A 12,514-nucleotide genomic window follows, 5' to 3' on the forward strand; every position below is an offset into this window, starting at 1 on the left:
CCGCTTCGACGCCGCCGCCAAGGAGGCCGGCTACAAGATCGACTGGCGCCAGTTCAGCTCGGCCGGCGACATCACCACCGCGCTGGCCTCGGGCGACGTGCCGATCGGTGTCATCGGCTCCACCGGCACCGCCGCTGCCGCCACCCGTGGGGTCGACCTGCAACTCTTCTGGATCCTCGACAATATCGGCAAGTCCGAAGCGCTGGTGGCGCGCGAGGGTTCCGGCATCACCAAGCCGGAGGACCTGAAGGGCAAGAAGGTCGCCGTCCCCTTCGTCTCGACCTCCCACTTCCATCTTCTGGTCGGTATGAAGCAGGTCTGGAAGCTCGACCCGCGCGAGGTCAACATCCTCAATCTCAAGCCGCCGCAGATCGTGGCCGCCTGGCAGCGCGGCGACATCGATGCCGCCTATGTCTGGCCGCCCGCTTTGTCGGAAATCCTGAAATCGGGCAAGGTGATCGCCGATTCCGAGGGCATAGGCGCCGCCAGCGTACCAACCTTCGACGGCCTCGTGGTCTCAAAGGGCTGGGCGGAGGAAAATCCCAAACTCATGGCAGCCTTCACCAAGGTCCTGGCGCAGGCCTATGCCGACTACAACGCCAACAAGGCGGCGTGGACCGCTGACTCCCCGCAGGTCCGCGGCATCGTCAAGCTGATCGGAGGCGATGGCCCCAGCACTGTCGAGGCCCTGAAGCTGCTCTCCTTCCCCAATGCAGCCGAACAGGCTTCGGATAGCTGGCTCGGCGGCGGCGCGGTGCGCGCCCTCAATGCGAGCGCAAAGTTCCTGGTCGAGCAGAAACAGATCAGCAAGTCGCTCGACGACTACGCGCCCTATGTGAACGCGAGCTTTGCCCGGAGCGCGGCCAAATAGAGCGCCCCGATCGCGCACACCGTCGATCGCCCGTGCAACCCTTGCTCCGGGCGGCCGACAGCACATCCAACGTGCCCCGTGACCAAGCTGCCGGGAGGCATTCGTTATGGAAACGCTTAGTGTCAAGAACGTCAGCCTGACATATCCAGGCCTCTATTCGGACCAGGCCGTCATAGCCCTCAAGGGCGTCAATCTCAGCATCAACAGCGGGGATTTCGTCGTTGCCCTCGGTGCATCGGGGTGCGGCAAGACCACATTGCTCAACATCATGGCCGGTTTCATGGCGCCGTCCGATGGCGAGATCTCACTCGGGAACAATCGGATCAGCGGTCCGGGCGCCGACCGGGGCGTGGTGTTCCAGAAACATGCGCTGCTGCCCTGGCTCAACGTGATCGACAACACCGAGTTCGGCCTCAAGCTGCGCGGCGTCGACAAGACCAGGCGGCGGGAGCTCGCCACCAAGAACCTGGCCCTGGTCGGCCTGCAGGACTTCCATCGCCACATGATCTACCACCTGTCGGGCGGCATGCAGCAGCGCGTGGGCATCGCCAGAGCCCTGACTTGCGACCCGGCCATGCTCCTGATGGACGAACCGATGGCGGCGTTGGACGCGCTGACCCGCGAGACCATCCAGGAACTGCTGCTCAAGGTCTGGCAGCTCACCAACAAGATGTTCTTCTTCATCACCCACAGCGTCGAGGAAGCGCTGTTCCTGGGGTCGCGGCTGATCGTGATGTCGCCGCGCCCCGGCCGCATCACCCACACCTACGAACTCGATTTCAATCGCCAGTTCCTCGCGGAGGGTAACGCCCGTGCCATCAAGTCCAGCCCCCAGTTCATCAGGATGCGTGAAGAAGTACTCGGCATCATCTATGGCGACGAGCGCGCCAATCCGGAGGCAGCCCATGCTTGAGGGTGTCCTGAAGGCGCGGCCCGTCCAGCCCGGCAAGATCTTCGGTGCCCCCGGCGACGGCAGCAGCGGCCTGATCAGCCTGGCCACCGCCATCGTCCTGATCGCCCTGTGGTTCCTCGTCACGGAAACCGGCTGGGTCAAGCCCCTATTCCTGCCATCCCCCCTGGCCGTCTGGGACAAGTTCGTACTGGCGCTCACCGACGGCGTCTCCAACTCGACCCTCGCCGAACACACCATGGCCAGTCTCGGCCGCGTCGTCGGTGCCTTCCTGCTCGCCCTGGTTACCGCCGTGCCGATCGGCATCCTGATGGGTGTCAACCGCTTCGTACGCGGCCTGTTCGATCCGATCATCGAGTTCTACCGGCCACTGCCGCCACTCGCCTATCTGCCGCTGATCATCATCTGGCTCGGCATCGGCGAGTTCCCGAAAGTATTCCTGATCTATCTGGCAATCTTCGCACCGATGGCCATCGCGGCCCGGGCCGGCGTGCGCTCGGTCTCGACCGAACAGATCCATGCCGCCTATGCGATGGGGGGTACCCGCAGCCAGGTCATCAGCCAGGTCATTCTGAAGGCCGCCCTTCCGGAGATCTTCACCGGCATGCGCATCGGCATCGGCGTCGGCTGGACCACGCTCGTCGCGGCCGAAATGGTCGCCGCGAACCGAGGCCTCGGCTTCATGGTGCTCAACGCGGCCGAGAATCTGGAAAGCGACACGGTGATCATGGGCATCTTCATCATCGGCATCTTCGCTTTCGCCTTCGACCTTTTGATCCGCCACCTGGAAAAGGCGCTCATCCCCTGGAAGGGCAAGATCTGACGGCCGCGCAACCGTACTTGAGGGTGCCCACCCTGGGCTGATCGCCCGACGCCGGCGCCGCACCGGACCAACTTGAAAACAAGACCAACGGGCCGCCCAGCCGGCTCACGGCGAAGCTTTGCCCGAAGGGTCGCCGCGAAAATACGAGGAAACTGAAATGTCGATGACCGCAGCCGATCTTGCCCGCCTCTTCGATGCCTTCAACCGGCACGACATCGACGGCGTCATGGCCTTCTTCGCCCCGGACTGCGTGTTCGACGCCGTCGGCGGGCCGGAAGTCTACGGCACCCGCTTTTCCGGCGGCCAGGCCATCGCCGATGCCTTCAGCGCTGTGTGGCAGGCGATGCCCGATGCGCGCTGGGCCCATCACAGCCATTTCGTCCATGACGACCGGGCGGTTTCGGAATGGGTCTTCTCCGGCACCCAGGCCGACGGCAGCCGCATCGAGGCGGAGGGTTGCGACCTCTTCACCCTCGCCGACGGCAAGATCATCCGCAAACAGGCCTTCCGCAAGAACCGGCCGCCGCAGGCTGCGCAGGGCTGAGCTCAGCGCGGGAGGACAATCCGATGGACCAGCTGCTTGCCAGGACGACGGCGCCAAGACAGCCCTTCGATCCGGCCTATGATCCGATCCATGCCCCCGATCCGGGCACCGGCAAGGACTATGCGCCGACCTACTGGATCGGCACGGCGGGCACGCCGCCCGCCGACGATGGCCCCGTGACCAGAGACCTCGATGTCGATGTCGCCATCATCGGCTCGGGCTATACGGGTCTGTCCTGCGCCATCCATCTTGCCAGGGAACATGGCATCAAGGCGACGGTACTGGAAGCCAACGGCGTCGCCTGGGGCTGCTCGACTCGCAATGGCGGCCAGGCGCAGATCTCATCGGGCCGATTGAAGCGCTCGCAATGGATCGAGCGCTGGGGGATGGATGTCGCCAAAAAGCTCCATGGCGAGATCGCCGATGCCTTCGAGCTGTTCCGAGAACTGATCCGCTCGCCGGAGATCGACTGCGAGCCCCAGGATGGCGGCCATCTCTACATCGCCCATCGCGAGAAGATGATGCCGGCGCTGGAGAAGGAAACGCAGCTGCTGAACGAGGTGTTCGGCTACCGTGCCCGCATGGTCGGACGCGACGAGATCCACAGCGATTTCGTGCGCGACGCCGAGGCCAAGGGCGCCATGTACGAGCCCGACGGCATCGGCATCCATGCCGCCAAGCTCGCCTTCGGCTATCTGAAGCTGGCACGCAAGCTCGGAGCCAGGGTGCATGTCTCGAGCCCCGTGCTCGGCTGCGAACTCAAGGGCGGCGTCCATCATCTGAGGACGCCGGGGGGAACCGTGCACGCCCGCGCCGTCTGCATCGCCACGGCCGGCTACACCTCGCCCGGGTTGCATCCCCTGACCCGGCACCGGCTGATGCCGATCCTGTCCAACTCGGTCGTCACCCGCTCGCTCACGCAGGAAGAGCGAGAAGCGCTGAATTTCAGGACCCACATCCCGCTGACCGATACGCGCACCTTGCGCCATTATTATCGCCTGCTGCCGGATGGCCGCCTGCAGATCGGCAGCCGCAGCGCCATCACCGGCGGCGATGCGGCCAATCCCAAGCATCTCAACCTGCTGGTCGAAGGGCTCTACCGGAAGTTCCCGATCCTGCGCGGCATCGAGATCGACTATTCCTGGTGGGGCTGGGTCGATGTCAGCCACGACATGATGCCGCGCATCTTCCGCCCCGACCCGGCCCAGCCGCTGTTCTACGCCATGGGCTATGGCGGCAACGGCGTCATGTACTCGGCGCAGGCCGGCCGCCGCATGGCCCAGATGGTCGCCGGCAAGGGCGGCGGCCTCGATTTGCCGATCTTCACCTCGCCGCTGCCGAGCCACGGGCTGCTGACGCCGTTCAGGCGCCTGGGACAGTGGGGCATGTACCGCTGGTACTACCTCAAGGATGAGATTTTCTAGAGCGCCTGCCGATCAAATTGGTTTTGAAAACCAATGTATCTATTTGAAATAGAAAATGAAAATTAAAACACCCTCTCAGCATCGAATGGCCCCTTCGAAAGGAACCAAGCCATGAAAATGACCACGGAAGAAGCCTTCGTCAAAGTCCTCCAGATGCACGGCATCGAGCATGCCTTTGGCATCATCGGCTCGGCCATGATGCCGGTGTCGGACCTCTTTCCCAAGGCCGGCGTCAAGTTCTGGGACTGCGCTCACGAGACCAATGCCGGCATGATGGCCGACGGCTTCAGTCGCGCCACCGGCACCATGGCCATGGCGATCGGCCAGAACGGACCGGGTGTTACCGGCTTCATCACCGCCATGAAGACGGCCTATTGGAACCACACCCCGCTCCTGATGGTCACCCCCCAGGCGGCCAACAAGACCATCGGCCAGGGCGGCTTCCAGGAAGTCGACCAGATGGCGATGTTCGAGGAGATGGTGTGCTATCAGGAAGAGGTGCGCGATCCCTCGCGCATTCCCGAAGTGCTGAACCGGGTGATCGAGAAGGCCTGGCGCGGCTGCGCTCCGGCGCAGATCAATGTTCCCCGCGACTTCTGGACCCAGGTGATCGATGTCGATTTGCCGGCGATCGTCCGCTTCGAACGCCCGGCCGGCGGGCCGCAGGCGATCGCCCAGGCCGCCAAGCTCCTGTCCGAGGCGAAATTCCCGGTGATCCTCAACGGCGCCGGCGTCGTCATCGGCAATGCCATCGGCGAGTCCATGGCGCTGGCCGAACGGCTCGATGCGCCGGTGTGCTGCGGCTATCAGCACAACGACGCCTTCCCAGGCAGCCATCGCCTCGCCGTCGGGCCGCTCGGCTATAACGGCTCCAAGGCCGCGATGGAACTGATCGCCAAGGCCGACGTGGTGCTGGCGCTCGGCACCCGCCTCAACCCGTTCTCGACCCTGCCGGGCTACGGCATCGACTATTGGCCGAAACAGGCTGCGATCATCCAGGTCGACATCAATGCCGACCGCATCGGCCTCACCAAGAAGGTCACCGTCGGCATTTGCGGCGACGCCAGGCAGGTGGCGGGCCAGATTCTGGCGCAATTGTCGCCGGCGGCCGGCGATACGGGCCGCAAGGAGCGCGTGGCCACCATCCACCAGACCCGTTCGGCCTGGCTGCAGCAGCTCTCCTCGATGGACCATGAAGACGACGATCCGGGCACGGAATGGAACGACGGTGCCCGCCGGCGCGAGCCCAACCGCATGTCGCCGCGCCAGGCCTGGCGCGCCATCCAGGCCGCGCTGCCGAAGGAGGCGATCATCTCCACCGACATCGGCAACAATTGCGCGATCGGCAATGCCTATCCGAGCTTCGAGCAGGGTCGCAAATATCTGGCGCCCGGCATGTTCGGTCCCTGCGGCTACGGTTTCCCCTCCATCGTCGGCGCCAAGATCGGCTGTCCCAACACGCCGGTGGTGGGCTTTGCCGGCGACGGCGCCTTCGGCATCTCGATGAACGAGATGGGGGCGATCGGCCGCGAGGACTGGCCGGCCATCACCATGGTGATCTTCCGCAACTACCAATGGGGCGCGGAAAAGCGCAACACCACGCTGTGGTACGCCAACAATTTCGTCGGCACCGAGCTCAACCCCAATCTCAGCTACGCCAAGGTGGCCGAGGGTTGCGGGCTCAAGGGCGTCAGCGTCGACACGCCGGCCGGCCTGACCGAGGCTCTCGCCAGGGCGCTCGACGATCAGGCCAGGGGCGTAACCACCTTCGTCGAGGTCGTGCTCAACCAGGAGCTGGGCGAACCCTTCCGGCGCGACGCCATGAAGAAGCCCGTGCCGGTCGCCGGCATCGACCGCGCCGACATGCGGCCTCAGCAGCGCGCCTGACCGACTGCGGCCTGCCCCGAACCGGGCAGGCCCTTCGCGCCGCATGCCAGCTTCCCGACCACAGGACACGCGCCCATGACGACCTCAGCCGTAACGCCCAGCCGGTTCGGAGGGCTTCCCTCGGCGGCAGTCCGCTATTGGCCGGGCGTGGCGGTGACCGGTGCCACCGCCATCGCCGCCCAATTCCTGTCCGACCATTACGGCGCGCCGGCCATGCTGATGGCGCTGCTGCTCGGCATCGCCCTGCATTTCCTGTCGGAGGAAGGGCGCTGCGTTCCCGGCATCGACCTGTGCGCCAGGAAGGTGCTTCGCCTCGGCGTGGCCTTGCTGGGCATGCGCATCAGCGTCGACCTGCTGATCGGGCTCGGCGCCGGCACCATCCTCCTCTTGGTCGCGGCCATCGCGGCCACCATCGGCTTTGGCCTGCTGGCCGCCAAGGTGCTCGGCCGGGGCTGGCGGCTGGCGCTGATAACCAGCGGCTCGGTGGCGATCTGCGGTGCCTCTGCCGCCATGGCCATTGCGGCCGTGCTGCCCAAGAACGAGTTCTCCGAGCGCAATCTGATCTTCACGGTGCTCTCGGTCACCGTGCTCAGCACCATCGCCATGATCGTCTATCCGATCCTCGCCCACGCGATCGGGCTTGATGCGCGCGCCACCGGCATCTTCTTCGGCGGCACCATCCACGACGTCGCCCAGGTGGTCGGGGCGGGCTTTTCCGTCTCGCCGGAGGCCGGCGAGGCGGCCACGCTGGTTAAGCTCATCCGCGTGGCCATGCTGGCGCCGGTGGTGCTGGTCTATTCGCTGGCCACCCGCAACATTGCCGGCCCGGACGATGCTGCCGGCCGCCCGCCCCTGCTGCCCGGCTTCGTCATTACCTTCCTCATCCTGGCCGCGATCAATTCGTTCGGCCTGATCCCGCGGGTGGTCGCCGAAGCGGGCGCCGAGGTCTCGCGCTGGGCCCTGCTGGCGGGCATCGTCTCCGTCGGCATGAAGACGGCGCTGCGCCGGGTGCTCGAAGTCGGCGGTGACGCAGTCGCCCTGATCGTCGCCGAGACCGTCTTCCTCGCCCTCTTCATCCTCGCCGGCATGTATCTCCTGGGGCATGTGTCATGAAACCGCTCGACCGCATCATCGCCGCGGCCAAGGCCGCACCCAGGCGCATCGTCCTTGCCGAGGGCGAGGACCCGCGCATCGTCGAGGCGGCCTTGCGGGCCAGCCGGGATGGCATTGCCCAGATCATCCTCGTCGGCAGCGGCGACATCATCAGGCAGCGTCTGCTCGAAGCCGGTGCCGCAAGCGAAGAGATCCGCATCGAGGACCCGGCCACCTCGCCGCTCGCCCCTCGCCTGGCCGCCGCCTATCACCGGCTGCGCCAATCCAAGGGCGTCGACGCGCAGGCGGCGGTCGAGGCGTTGCGCTCGCCTTTGACCTTCGCCGCCATGATGGTGCGCGAGGGCGAGGTCGACGGCACGGTGGGCGGTGCCGTGGCGACCACCGCCGATACCGTGCGCGCGGCGCTGCAATGCATCGGCCGGGCGCCCGGCGCCGCCCTGGTCTCCAGCTTCTTCCTGATGATGCTGTGCCAGCCCTACCACGTGAAGAAGGGCGCCTTCCTGTTTGCCGATTGCGGCCTCGTCATCGATCCCGATGCGGCAGAGCTCGCCGATATCGCGCGGGTGTCCGCCCGCTCCTACCAGGCCCTAGCCGGCGTATCGGCCAAGGTGGCGATGCTGTCCTTCTCCACGATCGGCAGCGCTTCGCACGAACGCGTCTCCAAAGTGGTGGAGGCGACGCGCCTTGCCCATGCCGCCGATCCCGATCTTGCCATCGACGGAGAGCTGCAGTTCGACAGTGCGTTCGTCGAAGCGGTGAGTGCCGCCAAGGCACCGAACTCACCCCTGCACGGCGGCGCCAATGTCTTCATCTTTCCCAATCTCGACGCTTCCAACATCGGCTACAAGATCGCCCAGCGCATCGGCGGGGCGAGCGCCATCGGGCCGATCCTGCAGGGGCTGGCCAAGCCTGCCAACGACCTCTCGCGCGGCTGCAGCGCCGAGGATGCCTATCACATGATCGCGGTCACCACGCTCCAGGCGGCCGACATGCGTCAGCCGACTGCGTCCTTCCTCCATGGCGGTGACGGTGACTCCAAGCCTTGAGGCATGGGACAGGAACAAGGCGGCCGGCCTCGCGTTTTTCCGGTCAAGTCAACGCCCGCATATCTGCGCAAACGACCGCACGACACCACCAACGATAACCCCAGGAAGGTGACCATGATCAGCCGACGCAATGTCCTGAAGCTGGGCGGCTCGACTGCCGCCGCCTTGGCAAGCGGAATGATTTTGCCGCCTCTCGCCCACGCGGAAGAGACGGTCACCCTGCCCTTTGCCAATGGCGAGCGCCCCTTGGTGACATATCCCGGCAAGCGCCCCCTGATCGGGCTGACCGAGCGCCCGCCGCAGCTCGAAACGCCCTTCCAGATCTTCAATGAAGGCATCATCACCCCGAACGACGCCTTCTTCGTGCGCTACCACCTCTCCGACATCCCGCTCGGGATCGATCCCCAGACCTACCGGGTCGAGGTCAAGGGGCTGGTCAGGACGCCGCTTTCCCTGTCGCTGGATGACCTCAAGGCTTTCGAGCCGATCGAAATGGTGGCCGCCCACCAGTGCTCGGGCAACAGCCGCGGCTTCGTCGAACCGCGCGTCGCCGGCGGACAGCTCGCCAACGGCGCCATGGGCAATGCCAGCTGGAAAGGCGTTCCCCTCAGGGCTATTCTCGACAAGGCCGGCGTGCAGCCCGGCGCGGTGCAGGTATCGTTCGGCGGCCTGGACGGTCCGGCCGCGCCCGATACACCCGATTTCGTCAAGGCTCTCGACATCGACCATGCCCGCGACGGCGAGGTGATGCTGGCCTATGCCATGAACGGCGAGGACCTGCCCTGGCTGAACGGCTTCCCGGTTCGCCTGGTCGTACCGGGCTGGTACGGCACCTACTGGCTCAAGCACCTCAACGAGATCACCGTGCTCGACAAGCCGTTCGAGGGCTTCTGGATGAAATCCGCCTACCGCATTCCCGACAATGACTGCGCCTGTACCGAACCCGGCAAGGCGCCGGACAAGACCGTGCCGATCAACCGGTTCAATGTGCGCTCCTTCATCACCAGCGTGCTCGACGGCCAGAAAGTGCCGGCCGGCGCACCCATGAAGCTGCGCGGCTTCGCCTTCGATGGCGGCTCGGGCATCAGGCAGGTTTCCATCTCGACCGACGACGGCGCCACCTGGCTGCCGGCACGCCTCGGCGAGGATCTCGGCAATTATTCCTTCCGGGAGTGGACCACCGATATTCGGCTCGAGCCGGGAGCCCATGTGCTCAAGGTGCGCGCCACCGGCAATGACGGCAAGACCCAGCCCGACAAGCCGCTGTGGAACCCGGCCGGCTACATGCGCAACTGCGTCGAAGCCACCAAGGTCACGGCAGCCTGAGGAGAGCCATGATGAAACGTATCGTCACCGCATCACTGGCAGCCGCCCTCGCTTTGCTGCCTGTCTCCCTGGTCTTCGCCCGGCCGCTGACCTACCAGCTTCCCGACGAGGCTTCCAAATTCAAGGACGGGCCGAACCTCGAAACCGCGCAGAACAATTGTACCGCCTGTCATTCGGCGGACTATATCCGCACGCAGCCGCCGAAGAAGGGACAGGCCTTCTGGGCTGCCGAAGTCAACAAGATGATCAAGACCTACAAGGCGCCGATCGCCGAAGCCGACGTGAAGGCGATCGTCGAATATCTTGACTCAACATACTGACATATCACGATAAAATCATATATGGAGATCGCAGGGCGATCTCCGCCAACGGGTGGCGGCATCGTCAGCCCCGACGAGCCGCCTCGATCGCCGCGACGTCGATCTTGCGCATCGCCATCATCGCTTCGAAGGCGCGTTTGGCTTCCGCGCCACCGGCAGCCAAGGCCTCTGTCAACACCCGCGGCGTGATCTGCCAGGAGATGCCCCATCTGTCCTTGCACCAGCCGCACGCGCTTTCCTGGCCGCCATTGCCGACGATGGCATTCCAGTAGCGATCCGTCTCCTCCTGGTCGTCCGTGGCGATCTGGAAGGAAAAGGCTTCGCTGTGCTTGAACGCGGGTCCGCCATTGAGGCCGAGGCAGGGAATGCCGGCAACGGTGAATTCGACCGTCAGCACGTCGCCCTCCTTGCCTGACGGGTAGTCGCCGGGTGCGCGATGGACGGCATGCACCGTGCTGTCGGGAAAGATCTCGGCATAGAAGCGGGCCGCAGCCTCGGCTTCCTTGTCGTACCATACGCAGATCGTGTTCTTGGCGACGGCCATTGCTTGTCCTTTCACTTTCAAGGCCAATACGGCCCTGGAATGTCACTGAACCTCGCTCAGTGTCGCTGAATCTCGCTCGCCCTCGGTTAACTCCATGTCAGTCCCGCCCCAGTATCTCGATATGAAAAGCCTCGCTCGCTTCGTCAGCCGGGAACATGCATTCGATGCGCAGTTCCTGGGCGGCGACCGCCTGGGGCGTACCAACGGTGGTGACCATTGAGAAATAGTCGAGCACCCTGCCGTCCTTGACAAGGCCGATCGGGATGACCGGCATCGCCGCAAGGGGGCTTGCAGCCTCGGGCGAGGTCCACGCGGGCTCGACATCCGGATAGGCCAGAAGTGCCGCCAGCAGTTCCTTGACCTTGTCGTCGATGATGCGTCCCACGGCTTCACGATGAACACGCTGGATCAGGCTTCGTGCAACAGCCGGCCAATCCGCAATGAAGCGGCGCAGGCCATTTGGATCAAAAACCAGATGCAGCAGGTTGCGCGGCGCCTTGCGCACCGACAAATCCGTGAAACGGCTGAAGAGGCGCGGCGCAGATCGGTTCGTCATGAGCACGTTCCAATAGCGATCCATGACCAGGGCCGGGAATGGTTCGTGCTGATGCAGCATACGCTCCAGGGCCTTGGTGATGCTGCGCATCTCCACGCCGTCCCAGGCACCATCGCGATATATGGGCGCGTAACCGCCAGCCAGCAGCAGCGTATTCCGGTCGCGCAAGGGCATGTCCAGAGCGGTGGCGAGGTCGATCAGCATCTGACGACTGGGCACCGTGCGACCGACCTCGATGAAACTGAGATGTCGCTGCGACACGCCCGTGTCGAATGAGAGTTCCAATTGGCTCTTGCGACGCAAATCACGCCAATGGCGCAGCAGGGCGCCCACTTGGCCACCCCGCGGCGTGGCTATCGTATCCTGCATGGACATGGCCAAGCCCCTTCGGAAACGTCGTTGGATGGGAGAGCGCCGTGCCAGGGCACGGCGCCGGCGATGTGGCCGGTCAGGCTCGCCAGGCATGCGGCTGCAAGAAGCCTTCGAGTGGCGGCCGGGCAATGGTGCCGACATAATTGGTGATCGTCGAGGCCGCGGTCACGGCCAGCATCTCCAACACCTGCTCCCCATGGAACCCGGCGTTGACGAAGGTTTCGAGATCGTGGTCGCTCACATGGCCGCGCCTCTCGATCAGCTTCCGGGCCAGGCTGGACAGCGCAGCCAGCCTTCCATCCGCAGGGATGCCGCGCCTGCGGACCGCCTCGACATCGGCAGGCGCGAGGCCCTCCTTCAGAGCCAGCATGGTGTGGAACGCCACCGCCCAATCGCAGGAATTGGCGACGGCATTGGTCAGCAGCAGGATCTGGATCTCCGCCTCGGTGAACGTACCGGAATGAACCTGCCGGAACAGGCCGGCGAACGCCTTGATCAGCGCCGGCGAGTTTGCCATCGCACCTGCGATGTTGGGGATCACGCCGAAGGTTTTGGCGAGTTCACCGAGAACCGGCCGCGCCTCCTCGGGCGCGGTGGCGACGGTGTGGATGGGATAGGATGGCATGTTGGCTCCTCGTCATTTCTGGCGAACGGCATCGTTCGCGTCGAGGGGAGTAAAGCCACTTGCTGGGGGTCGCCCAACTACCTCCGGGGTAGTGGCGTTGGGCAGCGCGGGAGCGAATAGGCCGGCAGATGGTTTCGTAGCTCCCGTTTCCTG

At 65.0% G+C, this 12,514-nt stretch carries 13 protein-coding genes; 10 read left to right on the forward strand and 3 right to left on the reverse strand.

Translation table 11 applies throughout. The features are described from left to right. From tauA to QM672_RS26300, 10 genes are all read left to right on the forward strand, one after another. The coding region (tauA, locus tag QM672_RS26255) for a taurine ABC transporter substrate-binding protein (RefSeq protein WP_415086142.1) at positions 1–871 on the forward strand (871 nt) is incomplete at its 5' end. Between the two features lie 106 nt (positions 872–977). Continuing rightward, complete coding sequence (locus QM672_RS26260) at positions 978–1,784, forward strand: taurine ABC transporter ATP-binding protein (RefSeq protein ID WP_367624462.1); 807 nt, start codon at positions 978–980, stop codon at positions 1,782–1,784. Continuing rightward, the gene (locus QM672_RS26265; RefSeq protein ID WP_367624463.1) at positions 1,777–2,604 is read left to right on the forward strand and encodes an ABC transporter permease subunit; all 828 of its coding nucleotides are present in this window, start codon (positions 1,777–1,779) and stop codon (positions 2,602–2,604) included. The genes QM672_RS26260 and QM672_RS26265 overlap by 8 nt, the downstream gene beginning before the upstream one ends. Before the next feature lie 163 nt (positions 2,605–2,767). Beyond that, complete coding sequence (locus QM672_RS26270) at positions 2,768–3,148, forward strand: nuclear transport factor 2 family protein (protein WP_311944567.1); 381 nt, start codon at positions 2,768–2,770, stop codon at positions 3,146–3,148. A gap of 23 nt (positions 3,149–3,171) precedes the next feature. Further along, the gene (locus tag QM672_RS26275; RefSeq protein ID WP_415086145.1) at positions 3,172–4,572 is read left to right on the forward strand and encodes an NAD(P)/FAD-dependent oxidoreductase; all 1,401 of its coding nucleotides are present in this window, start codon (positions 3,172–3,174) and stop codon (positions 4,570–4,572) included. Positions 4,573–4,683: 111 nt separating this feature from the next. Further along, positions 4,684–6,459 carry a sulfoacetaldehyde acetyltransferase gene (gene xsc, locus QM672_RS26280; RefSeq protein ID WP_415086147.1) on the forward strand — a complete coding sequence of 592 codons (1,776 nt, stop codon included), beginning with the start codon at positions 4,684–4,686 and terminating at the stop codon, positions 6,457–6,459. 75 nt (positions 6,460–6,534) lie between these two features. Further along, the gene (locus QM672_RS26285; RefSeq protein WP_415086149.1) at positions 6,535–7,572 is read left to right on the forward strand and encodes a YeiH family protein; all 1,038 of its coding nucleotides are present in this window, start codon (positions 6,535–6,537) and stop codon (positions 7,570–7,572) included. After that, on the forward strand, positions 7,569–8,618 hold the full coding sequence (gene pta, locus QM672_RS26290) for a phosphate acetyltransferase (RefSeq protein WP_415086151.1): 1,050 nt from the start codon (positions 7,569–7,571) through the stop codon (positions 8,616–8,618). Before QM672_RS26285 ends, pta begins: the two co-directional genes overlap by 4 nt. Before the next feature lie 114 nt (positions 8,619–8,732). Then, positions 8,733–9,944, forward strand: coding sequence for a molybdopterin-dependent oxidoreductase (locus QM672_RS26295; RefSeq protein WP_415086153.1), 1,212 nt, complete (start codon positions 8,733–8,735; stop codon positions 9,942–9,944). A gap of 8 nt (positions 9,945–9,952) precedes the next feature. Next, positions 9,953–10,264 (forward strand): cytochrome c, encoded by a 312-nt coding sequence (locus QM672_RS26300; RefSeq protein ID WP_311944528.1) that lies wholly within the window; start codon positions 9,953–9,955, stop codon positions 10,262–10,264. 64 nt (positions 10,265–10,328) lie between these two features. Here QM672_RS26300 and QM672_RS26305 read toward each other — a convergent pair whose 3' ends face one another. The 3 genes from QM672_RS26305 to QM672_RS26315 form a co-directional block, all read right to left on the reverse strand. Then, positions 10,329–10,808, reverse strand: coding sequence for a VOC family protein (locus tag QM672_RS26305; RefSeq protein ID WP_415086155.1), 480 nt, complete (start codon positions 10,806–10,808; stop codon positions 10,329–10,331). A 97-nt stretch (positions 10,809–10,905) separates the two neighbouring features. Further along, positions 10,906–11,739, reverse strand: coding sequence for a helix-turn-helix domain-containing protein (locus QM672_RS26310; RefSeq protein WP_415086157.1), 834 nt, complete (start codon positions 11,737–11,739; stop codon positions 10,906–10,908). Between the two features lie 73 nt (positions 11,740–11,812). Beyond that, complete coding sequence (locus QM672_RS26315; RefSeq protein WP_415086159.1) at positions 11,813–12,361, reverse strand: carboxymuconolactone decarboxylase family protein; 549 nt, start codon at positions 12,359–12,361, stop codon at positions 11,813–11,815. Positions 12,362–12,514: the final 153 nt, after the last annotated feature.

This window comes from Labrys sp. (in: a-proteobacteria) (assembly GCF_047605565.1).
GTDB lineage: Bacteria > Pseudomonadota > Alphaproteobacteria > Rhizobiales > Labraceae > Labrys > Labrys neptuniae.

Bases quoted from the DNA above. Each gene is read 5' to 3' on its own strand.
- QM672_RS26260 (WP_367624462.1), top strand. From the start codon at position 978: ATGGAAACGCTTAGTGTCAAGAACGTCAGCCTGACATATCCAGGCCTC.
- QM672_RS26265 (WP_367624463.1), top strand. From the start codon at position 1,777: ATGCTTGAGGGTGTCCTGAAGGCGCGGCCCGTCCAGCCCGGCAAGATC.
- QM672_RS26270 (WP_311944567.1), top strand. From the start codon at position 2,768: ATGACCGCAGCCGATCTTGCCCGCCTCTTCGATGCCTTCAACCGGCAC.
- QM672_RS26275 (WP_415086145.1), top strand. From the start codon at position 3,172: ATGGACCAGCTGCTTGCCAGGACGACGGCGCCAAGACAGCCCTTCGAT.
- xsc (WP_415086147.1), top strand. From the start codon at position 4,684: ATGAAAATGACCACGGAAGAAGCCTTCGTCAAAGTCCTCCAGATGCAC.
- QM672_RS26285 (WP_415086149.1), top strand. From the start codon at position 6,535: ATGACGACCTCAGCCGTAACGCCCAGCCGGTTCGGAGGGCTTCCCTCG.
- pta (WP_415086151.1), top strand. From the start codon at position 7,569: ATGAAACCGCTCGACCGCATCATCGCCGCGGCCAAGGCCGCACCCAGG.
- QM672_RS26295 (WP_415086153.1), top strand. From the start codon at position 8,733: ATGATCAGCCGACGCAATGTCCTGAAGCTGGGCGGCTCGACTGCCGCC.
- QM672_RS26300 (WP_311944528.1), top strand. From the start codon at position 9,953: ATGATGAAACGTATCGTCACCGCATCACTGGCAGCCGCCCTCGCTTTG.
- QM672_RS26305 (WP_415086155.1), bottom strand. From the start codon at position 10,808: ATGGCCGTCGCCAAGAACACGATCTGCGTATGGTACGACAAGGAAGCC.
- QM672_RS26310 (WP_415086157.1), bottom strand. From the start codon at position 11,739: ATGTCCATGCAGGATACGATAGCCACGCCGCGGGGTGGCCAAGTGGGC.
- QM672_RS26315 (WP_415086159.1), bottom strand. From the start codon at position 12,361: ATGCCATCCTATCCCATCCACACCGTCGCCACCGCGCCCGAGGAGGCG.